Annotated in this window: 14 protein-coding genes; 6 read left to right on the forward strand and 8 right to left on the reverse strand. The window is 62.7% G+C overall.

The window, feature by feature from the left end:
• Nucleotides 1–20 precede the first annotated feature (20 nt).
• From H9K76_RS15505 to H9K76_RS15515, 3 genes are read right to left on the reverse strand one after another with little or no spacing between them, the layout of a single operon-like run.
• A complete protein-coding gene (locus H9K76_RS15505) occupies nucleotides 21–1,211 on the reverse strand; it encodes a CaiB/BaiF CoA transferase family protein (RefSeq protein ID WP_223196248.1) in 1,191 nt (396 codons plus the stop codon).
• A complete protein-coding gene (locus H9K76_RS15510; RefSeq protein WP_187596260.1) occupies nucleotides 1,201–1,959 on the reverse strand; it encodes a CoA transferase in 759 nt (252 codons plus the stop codon). The genes H9K76_RS15505 and H9K76_RS15510 overlap by 11 nt, the downstream gene beginning before the upstream one ends.
• A complete protein-coding gene (locus tag H9K76_RS15515; RefSeq protein ID WP_246475056.1) occupies nucleotides 1,956–2,768 on the reverse strand; it encodes a CoA transferase subunit A in 813 nt (270 codons plus the stop codon). Before H9K76_RS15515 ends, H9K76_RS15510 begins: the two co-directional genes overlap by 4 nt.
• Nucleotides 2,769–3,077: 309 nt before the next feature.
• On the opposite strand from H9K76_RS15515, the gene H9K76_RS15520 reads away from it, so the two are divergent.
• The gene (locus tag H9K76_RS15520) at nucleotides 3,078–4,619 is read left to right on the forward strand and encodes an acetolactate synthase large subunit (RefSeq protein WP_187596261.1); all 1,542 of its coding nucleotides are present in this window, start codon (nucleotides 3,078–3,080) and stop codon (nucleotides 4,617–4,619) included.
• A gap of 446 nt (nucleotides 4,620–5,065) precedes the next feature.
• Here the strand turns inward: H9K76_RS15520 and H9K76_RS15525 are convergent, their stop codons facing one another.
• From H9K76_RS15525 to sigJ, 4 genes are all read right to left on the reverse strand, one after another.
• A complete protein-coding gene (locus H9K76_RS15525) occupies nucleotides 5,066–5,497 on the reverse strand; it encodes a VOC family protein (RefSeq protein ID WP_187596262.1) in 432 nt (143 codons plus the stop codon).
• Nucleotides 5,494–5,970, reverse strand: coding sequence for a helix-turn-helix transcriptional regulator (locus H9K76_RS15530; RefSeq protein WP_187596263.1), 477 nt, complete (start codon nucleotides 5,968–5,970; stop codon nucleotides 5,494–5,496). The genes H9K76_RS15525 and H9K76_RS15530 overlap by 4 nt, the downstream gene beginning before the upstream one ends.
• Nucleotides 5,971–6,466: 496 nt before the next feature.
• The gene (locus H9K76_RS15535) at nucleotides 6,467–6,952 is read right to left on the reverse strand and encodes a carboxymuconolactone decarboxylase family protein (RefSeq protein ID WP_187600671.1); all 486 of its coding nucleotides are present in this window, start codon (nucleotides 6,950–6,952) and stop codon (nucleotides 6,467–6,469) included.
• Nucleotides 6,953–7,049: 97 nt separating this feature from the next.
• The gene (sigJ, locus tag H9K76_RS15540; RefSeq protein ID WP_187596264.1) at nucleotides 7,050–7,997 is read right to left on the reverse strand and encodes an RNA polymerase sigma factor SigJ; all 948 of its coding nucleotides are present in this window, start codon (nucleotides 7,995–7,997) and stop codon (nucleotides 7,050–7,052) included.
• A 277-nt stretch (nucleotides 7,998–8,274) separates the two neighbouring features.
• Here sigJ and hydA point away from each other — a divergent pair, with 277 nt between their 5' ends.
• The 3 genes from hydA to H9K76_RS15555 are packed head-to-tail and all read left to right on the forward strand — an operon-like array spanning nucleotide 8,275 to nucleotide 11,910.
• Nucleotides 8,275–9,771, forward strand: a complete 1,497-nt coding sequence (gene hydA / locus H9K76_RS15545) for a dihydropyrimidinase (protein ID WP_187596265.1) — start codon at nucleotides 8,275–8,277, stop codon at nucleotides 9,769–9,771.
• On the forward strand, nucleotides 9,764–11,158 hold the full coding sequence (locus H9K76_RS15550) for an amidase (protein WP_187596266.1): 1,395 nt from the start codon (nucleotides 9,764–9,766) through the stop codon (nucleotides 11,156–11,158). Before hydA ends, H9K76_RS15550 begins: the two co-directional genes overlap by 8 nt.
• Nucleotides 11,159–11,166: 8 nt before the next feature.
• On the forward strand, nucleotides 11,167–11,910 hold the full coding sequence (locus H9K76_RS15555; protein ID WP_187596267.1) for an aspartate/glutamate racemase family protein: 744 nt from the start codon (nucleotides 11,167–11,169) through the stop codon (nucleotides 11,908–11,910).
• Nucleotides 11,911–12,081: 171 nt separating this feature from the next.
• Here the strand turns inward: H9K76_RS15555 and H9K76_RS15560 are convergent, their stop codons facing one another.
• Nucleotides 12,082–12,813, reverse strand: a complete 732-nt coding sequence (locus H9K76_RS15560) for a GntR family transcriptional regulator (protein WP_187596268.1) — start codon at nucleotides 12,811–12,813, stop codon at nucleotides 12,082–12,084.
• Nucleotides 12,814–13,067: 254 nt separating this feature from the next.
• Here H9K76_RS15560 and H9K76_RS15565 point away from each other — a divergent pair, with 254 nt between their 5' ends.
• Both H9K76_RS15565 and H9K76_RS15570 read left to right on the forward strand, forming a co-directional pair.
• The gene (locus tag H9K76_RS15565; RefSeq protein ID WP_187596269.1) at nucleotides 13,068–14,396 is read left to right on the forward strand and encodes an MFS transporter; all 1,329 of its coding nucleotides are present in this window, start codon (nucleotides 13,068–13,070) and stop codon (nucleotides 14,394–14,396) included.
• A gap of 27 nt (nucleotides 14,397–14,423) precedes the next feature.
• A complete protein-coding gene (locus H9K76_RS15570) occupies nucleotides 14,424–14,834 on the forward strand; it encodes a DUF3830 family protein (RefSeq protein WP_187596270.1) in 411 nt (136 codons plus the stop codon).
• Nucleotides 14,835–14,913: the final 79 nt, after the last annotated feature.

Genomic DNA, 14,913 nt, shown 5'->3' on the forward strand with positions numbered 1-14,913 from the left:
AGATCACGCCATGCAGGAAATCACACGGCAGGCTTGCGCGGCAGCACGCTGGCGTAGGCCGCCGGATCGATGCCCCGCTCCTTGAGCACCTCATCGGTATGCTGCGCGAATGCGGGCGGACGAATGCGGTAGGTGGCCGGCGTGCGCGAGAGCTTCACCGGAGCACCCGTACCACGGTAGTCGTCGATGTCGACGATCATGCCGCGATGATGTGTGTGCGGATCAGCCACCACCTGGTCGATGGTGCGCACCGGCCCGCAGGGCACGCCGGCGGACACCAGTTCCTGGGACACCTGCTGTCCATCGCGCCTTGACAGCAGCGCCACCAGTTCGTCGCGCAGCGCATCGCGATGCATGTTGCGCGAGGCGTTGGTCAGGAAGCGTTCGTCGGTCCCCAGCTCAGGCTTTCCAAGCACCTGGCACAGCGTCACGAACTGGCGGTTGTTGCCCACGGCCAGGAACAGGGGAACAGTGCTGGTCGCGAACGCGTCATAGGGACAGATGTTCGGATGACGGTTGCCCGAGCGCTGCGGCACCTTGGCGTTGAGATAGAAATTGGGCAAGTGCGGATGCAGCATGGACACGCCGGAGTCGTAGAGCGTCGCCTCGACGAACTGCCCTTCGCCACTGCGATTGCGCTCCTGCAGCGCCAGCAGGATGCCGATCACGCCGTTCATGCCGGTCACCATGTCGATGATCGGAACGCCCATGCGCAGAGGTTCTCCCTGCGGTTCGCCGTTCACGCTCATCAGGCCCGTCATCGCTTGCACCGCGGCATCGTAGCCAGGCTGCCCACCGTAGGGACCATCGGCGCCGAAGCCGGAGATGCGGCAATGCACCAGCCGCGGAAAGCGCTTGCGGAGCTCATCGCCACCGAGCCCCCATTTTTCGAGCGTGCCGATCTTGAAGTTCTCGATGAGCACATCCGCATCTTCCAGCAGGCGCAGCAACAACTCCTGCCCGAGCGGCTGCGTCACATCGATGGGCACATCGCGCTTGTTGCGGTTCACACCGATGAAGTAGCTCGCGGCATCCCCCACGAACGGAGGGCCCCAGGCGCGGGTCTCGTCGCCCATCGGGGGCTCCACCTTGATCACATCCGCGCCATGATCGCCCAGGATCTGGCCGCAGAACGGCCCCCCCAGCACGCGGCTCGCGTCGATCACGCGAATGCCCGCCAATGCGCCGGCCTTCATCTTTTCATTCTGCATGTGCAGCTATCTCCTTGGTCAGTTGGTGTGCGAAGTCCGGATAGGTCTCGCGAAGTTCATCGAGTACACGGCCCCGCAGCAGTGCCAGCGTGGCGGTATCGGGCGGTGGAGTCACACTCAGTTGCGGGTCCACATCGAACGCAAAGCCGGTCGCGGACTTGATCTCGTCCAGCGTATGTCCCGGATGCATGTGCACCAGGCGAAAGCGTGCCTTGGACGGGTCGAACATGAACAGCGCCATGCCGGTCAGCAGGGCATAGGGCCCTCCCTTGCGATATACACCCGGTTCACTGGTGCCAGGTGCGCTGATGAAATCCACCTTGTCGACAAACACGCGCGGTGAGTGCTCTTCGCGAAACAGGATCACCTTTGGAATGGTGAAGTACAGATAGGCGGAGCCGAAGGAGCCGGGCCAGCGTACCTTGGTCTCGGGATATTCGCCTGTGCCGACCAGGTTGATGTTGCCCTGTCCATCGATCTGGCCACCGCCGAGAAAGAAGGCGTCGATGCGCCCCTGCCCGGCGCAATCGAACAGCTCCGCCGAACCGTTGGTGAACAGGTTGTGCTTGACCGACCCCAGAATCGACAGCCGCACGGCCGGCTCGTTGGCTGCTTCCTTCTGCGCACGCAGCAACATGGCGGCGGCAGCGGGGATCGGGGAGGAGGCCCCCACCGCCACATGGCGCGCGCCATCGAGCAGCGAGGCGATCGTGACGATCAGGCGTTCACGCAAAGTCACTTCGTTCATGCATACACCTCTGCAATCCATTGCTGAAAGCCCTCTTCCGTCCTGGCCATCTGGGCATAGCGTTGCAACTGGGCAGTGTCCGGTGCGTACTCGCCCCACAGTCCGTACGGCCACGCCCCCTTCTCCGCCACGGCAATGCCATCGACGTAGATGGCGGGGAGCACGCCAGCCGCAGTCGTCTCGTCGTCCAGCAGCCGATGCTCCACGATGCGCTCCACGGTCACGAAGTTCCTGCGGCTGGCATAGGCCATGGCCGCCAGCTCACGCCTGCGGCCAATCCAGACATTGCCTTCCCGATCGGCCATCGGTGCATGGAACACCGACACGTCGGGGTGCAGCGCCGGAATCGCGACCACGGGATCGGGCTCCTCCGAAAACAGGTTCTGCATGACCCGCCAATCCTGGCGATGCCGCAGCACATCGGTGCCGATCAGTCCGCGCAAGGTGGTGAATGGCGAGCCCTTCTGCGCCGCCATCAGGCCTGCGTGGATCGCAGGGCAGGTACTGTCCTTCATGAGGATCGACCGATTGGCGATCGCGCGCATGAAGCAGGGCGCGCCGCCCGCCTCTCCCAGGCTGACCGCGCTGGTCTCCAGGCTGCGCACCAGCCCCGAGCCGATCAGGATGTCGAACGACAGCCCGGCCGTGGGAACGCCCACCAGATCCAGATCGCGCGGTGCACGTTGCAGCAGCGCGGGAACAATGGCCATGGGCACGCCCGCGTAATCGACGGGCATGGCAAGCCGGCAACCGTCGCTGATCTGCTCAGCGATGTCGCCGACCTTCATCAATGCCATGGTCTGTGGCATGTTGTCTCCTTCACCTTTGCTTTGAATGATTCGAGTTTCTCCATGAGAAACGTGCGGCATCCTCTTCATCGAAGTGGGGTGGCGACGATGGAGAACGCCTGCATCAAGGTCGACACGTTACCAAGCCAGCGTTGAAAAAAAACTCAATTGAGGATGAATTACCGAAATTTCAGAATAAGTCACTCTGACCGAGCCTCAATCAACGAGCAGCGCGAGGAGCCCCATGGACATGGAACGCCAGCAAGCGCAAGCGCTGGCACTGGCCCCATTGGCCGCAGCCGCCTTCCACCCCATCAAGGAAACTGACAAATGAACGGAGCCAAGAGTCTGGTTCAGACATTGCTCGCCGCAGGCATCGACACCTGTTTCGCCAATCCCGGAACCAGCGAGATGCATTTCGTCGCGGCGCTGGACCAGGTGCCCGGCATGAAGTGCGTGCTGGGCCTGCAGGAGAACGTGGTCACAGGCATGGCCGATGGCTACTACCGGATGGCGCGCAAGCCTGCCTGCACCCTGCTCCACTGTGCGCCGGGCCTGGCCAACGGCATGGGCAACCTGCACAACGCACGCCGGGCGCGCAGCGGCATTGTCAACATCGTGGGTGATCAGGCGATCTACCACCGCCCCTTTGATGCCCCGCTGACGGGAGACACGGCGGGCATGGCCCAGACGGTGTCGGCCTGGGTGCGCACCAGCAACAGTGCGGAAGAACTCGGCCGCGATGCCGTCGAGGCAGTGCGCGCAGCCTCGACCTATCCGGGCCAGATCGCCACGTTGATCCTGCCGGCCGACGTGTCCTGGCAGGAGGGAGGACAAGTCGGCACGCCGATGGCTGCGGCCCGGCCTTCGCCGCTGGACCCGGGCGCGGTGGACCGCGCGGCGAAGATCCTGCGCGACAGGGACGATGTCCTGCTGCTGATGGCAGGTCCGGCCGTGCTGGCTGAGGGCCAGAAACTCGCATGGCGCATTGCCCAGGCCACAGGTGCCAAGGTGATGGCGAGCTATGTGACATCACATCTGGCACGCGGTCAGGGCCGCATGCCACTGGAGCGCGTGCCCTATAGCATGGAAGCGGCCATTCAGGCACTCAAGCCATTTGGCCACATCATCCTGGTGAACGCCGCACCGCCCGTCGGCTTCTTCGGCTATCCCGACATGCCTTCCGTGCAGCATCGCAGCGATGCGGTGTTCCACACGCTCTCGCGCCCCGATCAGGACCCTGTCGAAGCATTGGCAGCACTGGCACACACGCTGGGAGCACCAGAGGCTTGCATCCCGAACCCCGGACCGCGCCCCGAGGCCGTGCGCGGCACGCCCTCTCCGGAAGGCCTGGCACAGACGCTCGCCGCCCTGATGCCCGAGAACTCCATCATTTCCGACGAGAGCATCTCCTACGGGCGAGGCTTCTACAAGTTCACACATGCCGCGCCGGCTCACGACTGGCTGCATCTTGCCGGCGGTGCGATTGGCGACGGCATGCCCGTGGCGACCGGTGCAGCACTGGGTGCGGGCAAGCAGCGCCGCGTGATCAACCTGCAGGCGGATGGATCGGCCATGTACTCGCTGCAATCCCTGTGGACACAGGCGCGCGAGCAATTGCCTGTGACAACCATCATCCTCAACAACAGCAAGTACAACATCCTCATTGGCGAATACGCCAACGTCGGCGCAACTCCCGGAGATACAGCAATGAGCATGCTGGACCTGGGTAACCCCTCGCTGGACTGGGTCCGACTGGCAAACGGCATGGGGGTCGAAGCAGCACGCGCCACCACGCTCGATACCTGCGCCGATCTTATGGCAAGCAGCTTCGGAAGACCGGCACCGTTCCTCATTGAATTGATGATCTGAGTTGCGCGGTGATCAGCGGTTGTTAACGGCGCCAAGAGCACGGTGAACAGAGACAAGCGGTGGCGGATTGCAGGTTGGGCTAGTGGTTTGGTAGTACCGCTCGAGGAACCGCTTCTGTGTGCGGCCACAGGCTCTTGTCGACCCAAAGCGGAAACAGCGAACTGCCGATAGCCGACGTTCAACGCCGGAAATCAGCGGCGCCGGTACGGCGTCCGCTGGATTGATTTGTTAGGCGCGTTCGGTGGCGCGCCATTTGGCTGTATATGGAAGCACGAACAGGTACAAGCCAGAAAACAACTGAAGAAAGAGAGGTGGTAGCGGCGAGTAGGTCAGCCACGCTGGAGGCTCGCCCGATGTCACCGCCCTATACGCGAAATTGGCGATGACGGTGAGCGTGAAAACGATGGATAGCCACCGGTGGCTGTGTCGCATCCAAAGGCTCCAGTTCATTTCGACTCTTGCGACTCAGACTTTGGCTTAGCTTCGATCATCTTCCATCCGTTGCCGGACGGATCACGAAAGCCTGCGTCCACGGCGCCGTAACGATCTACGGGCTCCTGTATGAACTCGACGCCATACGCGCTCAGCCGTTCGTAGGCGGCGCGGCAGTCATCGACCACGAGTACCAGCGGCGGCATGGCGCCCTTGGCGACGACCTCACTCAGGGTCTGTGTGGTCGCCGCGTCATGTATGGGTGGCCCCGGCTTGAACAAGCCGAGTTGGAATGAGGGTTGTTCCGGGTGCTGGACCGTCAGCCAGCGATAGTTGCCATTGCGAACGTCTGTGTGAACACGAAAACCCAGTTTCTCGACGTAGAACGCAAGCGCCTCGTCTTGGTCCCGAACGTACAAACCGACCACATTTATACCTTGAGTCATATAGCCTCCGTTGATTGAGGCTCGATTCTCTCAACTCGCTTCTCCCGTCGCTTCTCCGAAACTGCGATCTTGAGGTCTGGACGGTGGGCGGCGCGCACCACGCACTCAGGTACAGGCTCTCGCCCGTGCAGTACAGATCGCTCGCGTGCTCGGAGATTTCCGGGGGTTTCGCCAGTGATGTCGTGAAAGATGCGCCCAAAGGTGCCAAGGCTCTTCCAGCCAGTCTGGAATGCAACCTCCGTAATGGATAGATCGGAGTCACAGAGCAGCGCAATGGCTCGCTCAATACGGCGTGTGAGTAGGTAACGGTGCGGAGGGACGCCGAAAGCGTCTTTGAACGAGCGCGCGAAGTGTGCCTCCGAAACGGCACTCACTTGCGCCAAACGATGAACAGGCCATTCCTCATGGGACGCGCCATCCATCCGATCTTTCGCTCGCAGCAACCGTCGCAATAGTTCGGGACTCTGAGTCATGCGTCATCGCGCCTCACTTGTTATAGAGCGCAGTGTAAGCGCCCTATCACATTGAATGCGCCCTATCACTGGGCGGGCAAAGTTTCGTAAGTCGTGGAATTTACAAGAATTTTTCATTTCCACGCGGTTTATCAGGGGCGCTAAAAATCCTGTGAAGTAGCGCAGTCGTAACAAGCAAGCCCCAAGCACACTCAAACAGTTGATTCAGGCACAACGCAATCTACCGCCACAGCGAGTGCCCGTTTTGGCCGGTGGTACGACCGGCCGCTCCTGGCCGAGAGTTCCATTTTGTAGCCTCCCCCGATAGCAGTCCTTCAAGCCACCTGCCGCTCACAAGCCGAAGGTGGCTGCGGTTTCGCCTCTCGAACTCAGGTCACCGGCCACACCTGCCCTTCACCTCAGCTTTGAGCCGCCTATTCAACTAGCCAACAAAAGGCTGCCAACGAACCAGCAGCCTTTTTGATTTCATTGGCAATCTGTCGATTGCTCAAGCGATTCAATTCAACCCAGCCTTCTCCAATCCGAACATCTGATCCTTCGAGCCCGGCGGGTTGCGGAAAGCAACATTGAGGCGGTTCCAGCCGTTGATGGCAACAACGCGGAAGGTGAGTTCGGAGAGTTCGGTTTCATTGAAGTGCTCGCTAGCGGCGGCATAGAGTTCATCCGAGACACCTTCGCGTTCGATCTTCGTCAGGGCTTCGGTCCAGGCCAGGGCCATGCGCTCCTTCGGCGTGAACAGATGGGACTCAGGCCAGATCGCAAGGTGGTGCAGGCGCAGTTCACGTTCGCCATGAAGTTTGGCCTGCTTGACGTGCATGTCGAGGCAGAAGGCGCAACCGTTCAGTTGCGAAGCACGAATATCGACGAGCAGGGCGAGGGTCGCATCCAGCTTGCCGGCCATGCCGAAAGCAGCATACTTCTTGAACAGGTCGGGCGAGATGTGCATGTAGTCAAGGCGCGGTGAATTTGCAGTCATGGTCATTTCCTCAGGTTGGGTTGGCGTATCGGATTCGCAGAAAGCGCGATACATGAACAAGACGACATAGCCTGGTGCCTTGTGACATGCGCACCCCATTTTTCTAGTCTTTCGCCGCCAGCTTCTGCACGACCCCGACCAGCTTGTCCGGGTTGCGCTGTATGTAGAGTGCGCCGATACATCCTCCTGCATCGGCGGCAGGGGCCAGGGCGATGGTCTGCACCAGTGCGCCGTGATGGCGATCATCCAAGATCAGACAGCCGGGCAGGCCATTGACCACGGTCGGAACAATGCGCCAGCCACTATTGCCGTCCAGCCGTGCCCAGCCGATCAGGGCCTTGGCAATGCCGACATTGCCGCGCAGCGGTCTGGTGATGGCGCTGACCTTGCCGCCGCCATCGGCCAGCATCACCGCATCCTCGGCCAGTATCTGCGCCAATGCATTGACGTCCTGGGTGCGTATGGCTTCCGCAAAGGCGGTAGCCAGGCGTTGACGCTCCTCTTCGGCGACCTCGCGGCGTGCATAGTCGGCCTTGACGTTGCGGCGCGCGCGGCTGACCAGCTGGCGGCAGGCATCGGTATGGCGGTCGAGATGGCGGCCGATCTCGTCGTACTCCAGATCGAACACGTCGTGCAACAGGAAGGCTGCACGCTCCAGGGGTGACAGGCGTTCCAATGCCAACATGAAGGCCACCGATACGTCCTGAGCGAACTCCGCCTGCCGTTCGGGACTTGGCGCCCAGCCAAACAGGACCTCATCCTCCAGCAGAGGCTCGGGCAGCCAGGTGCCGACATACTGCTCGCGTCGAGCCGCCGCCGATCCCAGTTTGTCAAGGCACAGATTGGTCGCGAGACGTGACAGGTAGGCGCCCGGGTCATCAATGGCGCTTTCATCCACCTCGACCCAGCGCAGCCACGTGTCCTGAACGATGTCCTCGGCCTCAGCACGCGAACCGAGCATGCGATACGCCAGCGCCCGCAGCCTGCGCGCGTGTTCGGCGTCATAACGGCGTGCGCGTTCGTCGGGTGAGAAGGAATTTTTCTGGATCATGGATGTGGTCTCCTGCCTCGCACCAACCGGTGCGCGCAAGTATGACGAAATAGTCGCCATGGATGTGACATGACCAGCCGGCACCTTGAGGCCGACTTGACTGAAAAGTCAGCATCCGTTCCCGGAAGACCGCAACCGGGCGCTTCGGGCGACCTATCTTCGCCTAGCCACAATCTGATGTACAAAATTCAATTTACCGATAAACAAAAACCCTATTGATTGCACATCAGACACCCTTTACATTTGTGCAATCAATAGATCACTGAACGGGAAAGAGATGCAGCCTTCTTATGACGTCGTAATTCGCCACGGCCTGGTCGCCACCGCCTGCGAGACCATGGAGACGGATATCGGCATCCGCGGCGGACAAGTGGTGGCACTCGGCAAGGGCCTGGAGGCCGGGCGGACGGAGATTGACGCCAGCGGCAAGCTGGTGCTGCCGGGTGGCGTGGATGCGCACTGCCACTTTGACCAGCCAATGGGCGAAGAAGGGCTGAAGATGGCGGATGACTTCCTGTCCGGTACGCGTTCGGCTGCATGCGGGGGCACCACCACCGTCATCCCCTTTGCCGCCCAGATCCAGGGGGAATCGATGCGTGCCGCGGTGGAGGACTACCACCGGCGTGCCGAGGGCAAGGCGCTGGTGGACTATGCCTTCCATATGATCGTCACCGACCCCACGGCCACGGTCCTGAACGAGGAACTGCCGAGCCTGATCGCGCAGGGCTATACCTCGTTCAAGATCTACATGACCTATGACGACATGAAGCTCAATGACCGCCAGATCCTCCAGTGCCTGGCCGTCGCTCGCAAACATGGCGCGCTGGCGATGGTGCATGCGGAAAATACCGACTGCATTGCCTGGCTGACCGAGGTGCTCGAGTCGGCCGGCCATACCGAGCCCAGGTACCACGCACAGGCGCGGCCCATGGTCGCCGAACGCGAGGCGACGCACCGGGCCATTGCGCTGTCCGAGCTGGTCGACGTGCCCATCCTGATCGTCCATGTCTCGGGACGCGAGGCCATCGACCAGATTCGCTGGGCCCACGGACACGGGCTGCGCATCTACGCCGAAACCTGCCCGCAATACCTGTTCCTCACCGCGTCGCACCTGGACGGGGGTTACGAGGGCGCCAAGTGCATCTGCAGCCCTCCGCCACGCGACAAGGCCAATCAACGCATCGTGTGGGATGGCTTGTCGGACGGCCTGTTCACCATCGTGTCGTCCGACCATGCGCCGTTCCGGTACGAAGGCACGGACGGCAAGAAGCCCGGGGGCAAGGAGGTGGAGTTCCAGTACATTCCCAATGGCATCCCGGGCGTCGAAACCCGCCTGCCCCTGCTGTTCTCGGAAGGCGTGCGCACCGGCCGTATTTCACTGAACCAGTTCGTCGCGCTGACGTCCACCAATCCAGCCAAGCTTTACGGGCTGAACCCGCGCAAGGGCACCATCGCCATCGGTTCGGATGCGGACATTGCGATCTGGGATCCCGAAAAGCAGGTCACGATCACCAACAGCATGCTGCACCACAACGTGGACTACACACCCTACGAGGGCATGCAGGTCACGGGCTGGCCGGTGACGACGCTGGTGCGCGGCCAGATCGTCTGGGACAGCGGCCAGGTCGTGGGCACCGCTGGATATGGGCAGTTCCTGCCCTGCGGCAAGCCCGACATGGCACGCCCGAAGGTGTCCGACACAGCCGCCGCCGGCCACTATGTCGGCAATCTCCCCACCGCGCTGAGCAAGCTGGCGAGGTCTGCCCATGCATGAGCTTTCCGCAACCCAGATTGCCGCTGGCTGCCATGACGGCACGCTCGACCCGGGCGAAGTCGCCGCAGCCTTCCTGCGCCGGATCGCGGAGCTCAACCCCGGTCTGAACGCCGTCGTCGGCACCACGCCCGCGCGCCTGACATCGGACATCGAGGCTCTGCGTGAACGCCTTCGCCGGGGTGAGCGCCCTCCCCTGGCCGGGGTGCCCGTGCTGGTCAAGGACGTGATCTGGGTCGAGGGACAGAACGTCACCCAGGGGTCGATGCTGTTCCGCGACTTTGTGGCCCCGGAGGATGCACCCGCCGTTGCGCGGTTGCGCCGGGCCGGCGCGTTGATCATCGGCATGGCCAATTCGTCCGAGTTCGCCTGCAAGGGGTTGACCACCAACAAGGTCTACGGCCTGACCCGGCATCCGGCCGATCTGTCGCTCACGCCCGGAGGCTCGTCGGGCGGCTGCGCATCCGCCGTGGCGGCGCGGCTTGCGCCTCTGGCGCTGGGCACCGATGGCGGCGGCTCAAGCCGCAGGCCGCCAGCCCATGTGGGCGCGGTCGGGTTCAAGCCGTCGCAAGGCGCCATCGCGGATCCGGTGGGCTTCCCGCATGCCTTCAACGGCATCCAGGTGCTGGCCCCCATTGCCCGCAACGTGGCGGATACGGAGCTGATGTTCGAGCAACTGGCCGGCCCCGATGTCCGCGACCCACAGTCCATTCCTCTGTCCGCTGACCCGCCGCGCGAGGCAGCGGGACTGCGCATTGCATTCAGTCCGCGTTTCGGGCTGGATGTTCCCGTGGACGCGGATGTCGAGGCCTGCATTGCCCGGTCGATCGACATGCTGCGTGGCGCCGGGCTGAACATCATGGATGCCGACCCGGTCTGGCCCGAAGGCGCCAACGAAGACACACTCATGCCATTGCAGCATGTGGGCCTTGCCAATCTCTTCGGACAGGAGTGGCGGCGCGATCCCACGCAGTTTGATCCCGACATCGAAAAGCAGATAGCACGCGGCATGCAATGGAGCGGCGCGGATGTCGCCCGCGCCCGGGAGGCCGGCTACCGCATCGCCCTCACCCTCGGCGAGTTCCTTTCGCGCCACGACCTGCTCATCTGTCCCACCACACCCTGCGTTGCCTGGAGCGCCGATCGCCTGGGCCCCGAGACCATCGGGGGCGTCACCGTACAACCCCGGGGACATGCGGTCTTCACGCCCTTCGTCAATCACGCCATGGCGCCTGCCATCTCGATTCCCTGCGGAACGGGCCGAGCAGGCCTGCCCGTGGGCATGCAGGTGATCGCCGCCCGTGGCCGCGACAGGCAGCTGCTGGCCGCCGCCAGGGAGATAGAAGCCATCCTCGCCGCCAGCGCGGGGCGTTCCGTTCAGCCAACCTAGGACATGCCATGCGCATTCTCGTTCTCAATCCCAACACCAGCCAGGGCATCACCGACCGCCTGATGGCCGCGGCGCTTCCCGCAGCAGCGCCAGGCACCGAAGTCTCCAGTCTGACCGCCCCGCGAGGCTTCCCGTACATCTCCACGCGAGCCGAGGCGCAGATCGGCGGAGCCATCGCACTGGAGATGCTCGCCGAACACCATGCGGACTACGATGCCGCCATCATTGCGGCCTTCGGCGATCCAGGACTTTTTGGCGCACGCGAGCTCTTCGACATTCCGGTCGTCGGCATGGCCGAGGCTGCGATGCTGACGGCCTGCATGCTCGGCAAGCGCTTCGCCATCGTGACCTTTGCGCGCTCGCTGGGCCTCTGGTATCAGGAGTGCGTCGAATCCCATGGGCTCACGAGCCGCCTGGCCGGCATCCGCATGCTGGACGAAAAGTTCGGCTCCGTCTCCGACGTGCAGGAAGAAAAGATGCAGTTGCTGGTGGATCTGGCGAACCAGGCGGTGGAACAGGACGACGCCGACGTCGTCATCCTTGCCGGCGCCCCGCTGGCGGGCCTCGCCGACAAGGTACGCGACCTCATCCCCGTGCCATTGGTCGACCAGATGGCCGCCGCCATCAAGCAGGCGGAGACTCTGGCCAGCCTGCGTCCGCGCAAGGCCGTGGCCGGGAGCTTCCGTCGGCCGGCGGCCAAGCCCACGAGCGGGCTTCCACCCGCACTTCAGGCGCGTTTCGAATACCGGTGACGGCTTGCCCGAAGGATCGGCTCCCAGGCACGCGCTGCAGAACCCATACGGGCACCGCTTGAAGGTACCCTGCACGCTCCAGGGAAGCTCTGCAAAACGCCCGGCCATCGTCTGGACGCGGCCTCGGGCGAGCCGCGTCCAGCCTGCTGGCCAGGGCTTTGCAGAGGCTCGCTAGGCAAAAATGGCTGCGAAGTCCACTTCAGGCTCTTCGGGCATCTCCAGCCGCAAGGCGTTCTCGACGTGGTTCAGGTGCTCGACCATCATGGCGCAGGCGCGATCCACCTCTCCGGCCTCCAGCGCGTCCAGGATCGCTTCATGCTCATGGTCCGGGCATGACGGCTCACCGGGTGCGTCATACAGGGCAATCACCAGACAGGTCAGCGAACACAGCTCGCGCATGTACTTGGTCAGGTAAGCGTTTTCGGACATCTCCGCGATACGGACATGGAATTCGCCGGAATGGCGGATCGTCGCCCGACGCTCATTCTTGGCACGCGCCTGCTGTTCCAGCGCGATGTTCCTGCGCAGGCTTTCCAGGTGCTCGGCACGCAACCGCGTGGAGAGCTCCCGCAGCAGGCAGGGCTCGATCAGGCGACGCGTCGCCAGCACCTGCCTGGCCTCCTCCACCGTCGGGCTCGATACGAAGGTGCCGCGGTTGGGCTCCACGGTGAGGATGCCGTCATGGGCGAGCCGCGCCAGCGCCAGCCGGACCTTGGTGCGGCTGACGTGGAACACCGCGGCAAGCTTCTCCTCCACCAGCTTGGTTCCCGGCGGAAGCTGGTTCTCCCAGATCGCGCCAAGCACCCGCTCCGTGATCTCCTCCACGGATGCAGGTTCGCGCTGCTTGGCGCTTCTGGAGGACGGCAAGTCTGTCGATCCCTGGGCAGCGGTTGCTTTCTTCATCTCGTTGCATATTTTGTATGGAACATAAGCGGAAATTGTACGCCCATCCGTTTGACGAGATGCATCGCTCCAAGGCCATGCGAAATCCCCATCCTGGGTATTCAGGTGCTGAACGCCCAAAACGCCCAAAACAACCAACATCCAAAATAATTGATACCGATGTACAAAATACCAATTGATTGAACTTTGGCCTTCATGTATCTTTGCAAGCGGCTGTACATTGCAGCCAAGAAACTAAAAAACAGGAGACACACATGCAAACCACCATCAGTGGGTCGGCCGCCACGCCAGCGGTTCCCACCAACTCGGTCAGAAAGGTGGCTGCCGCCAGCCTCGCGGGCACCACCCTGGAGTTCTACGACCACTTCATCTACGGCACGGCAGCCGCGCTGGTCTTTCCAAGGCTCTTCTTTCCGCAGGGGGACCCGCTGGTCTCCACCCTGCTCTCCTTCGCAAGCTACGGCGTCGCGTTCGTGGCCCGACCCATGGGGGCCGCCATCTTCGGCCACTTCGGCGACAAGATCGGCCGCAAATCCATCCTCTTCGTCACCTTGATGATGATGGGCCTCGCCACCTTCGGCATCGGCCTGCTGCCAGGCTATGAAACCCTGGGCATCCTCGCGCCCATCCTGCTCGTCCTGCTGCGCATCATCCAGGGCACAGCGCTCGGCGGCGAATGGGGTGGCGCGACCATCATGGTCAACGAACTCGACCCGACCGGAAAACGCCGCGGCCTCCTGGGGTCCGTGGTGCAGATGGCCGCGCCCATAGGACTCCTGCTTGCCAACGGCGTGTTCGCGGTGGTCACCAAGCAACTCAGCGATGAACAATTTCTCAGTTGGGGCTGGCGGATACCGTTCCTGATGAGCTCCTTGCTGGTCATCATCGGGCTGTATATCCGCGCCCAGGTGAACGAATCCGCCCTGTTCGAGAAACTCGAAGCCAAGGGCGAGGAGTCACCGGCTCCCATCAAGGAACTGCTGACGCACTACAAGCGCAAGCTGCTCATCGGTTTCGGCGCACGTCTGGGTGGCGACATTTCGTTCTACGTGTTCACGCTGTTTCTGCTGTACTACGTCCCCACCAAGCTCGGCCTGCCCAAGGACGTTGCGCTGTACGGAGTGCTTGCAGGCGCTGTGGCGCAGATCATTTTCATTCCCATCGCCGGCTGGCTGTGCGACCGGCTGGGACGTCGCCCCGTCCTGATGTTCGGCGGCCTCGGTGGCGCTGCATGGACTTTCGCCTTCTTCGCCTTGATTGAAACGCGCAACCCCACGCTGATCGTGCTGGCTGCCTTCGTGGGCATGGGCTTCGTCTCCTTCATGTTCTCTCCGCTGGCGTCCTTCCTGCCGGAGCTGTTCGCCACGCGGGTTCGCGTGACGGGAGCCTCGCTCGGCTTCCAGTTCGCGGGCGTGTTCGGTGGTGCGTTGGCCCCGATCATCTGCACCAGCCTGCTGGCCGCCTACTCCTCGACCTTCCCGGTGGCAATCTACTGCGCGGTGGCCTGTGCCCTGATTGCAGTGGCTGCCTGGAGCGCCCGAGAAACAGCCCGGGCCCACCTGAACGAGATCGACTCCCGCTGATTCAGATTTGTCAAAACGGAAAACCCCATGAGTAAATTACGCATCACCGCCGCCGGATACCAGTTCATTGCCGAATTCAATCCCGACGCACCACGCACGGTCGCGGCATTCCGCAAGTTGCTGCCCTATCGCGAGCGGATCATTCATGTTCGCTGGAGCGGCGAAGGCTGCTGGATACCCCTGGGCGACTTCGACCTGGGAGTCGGGTACGAAAACGCCACGAGCCACCCGGCGCCGGGAGAGATCATCTTCTACCCAGGGGGCTTGAGCGAAACGGAAGTCTTGCTGGCCTACGGCGGCTGCGACTTCTCCAGCAAGGTCGGCCAGCTTGCCGGCAATCACTTCCTGACCATCATCGAAGGCAAGGAAAACCTGCGCGCGCTGGGGACCAAAGTGCTGTGGGAGGGCGCCCAGGAAATCCTCTTCGAAGAGCTGTAAACCGGCCAGGCCGTCCGTCGTCCGGGGGCTTCACTATCCGCCGCCGGACGGCCGCACCCAACCAACCATAGAGGGCTCT

This window comes from Diaphorobacter ruginosibacter, from assembly GCF_014395975.1.
Lineage (GTDB): Bacteria > Pseudomonadota > Gammaproteobacteria > Burkholderiales > Burkholderiaceae_C > Diaphorobacter_A > Diaphorobacter_A ruginosibacter.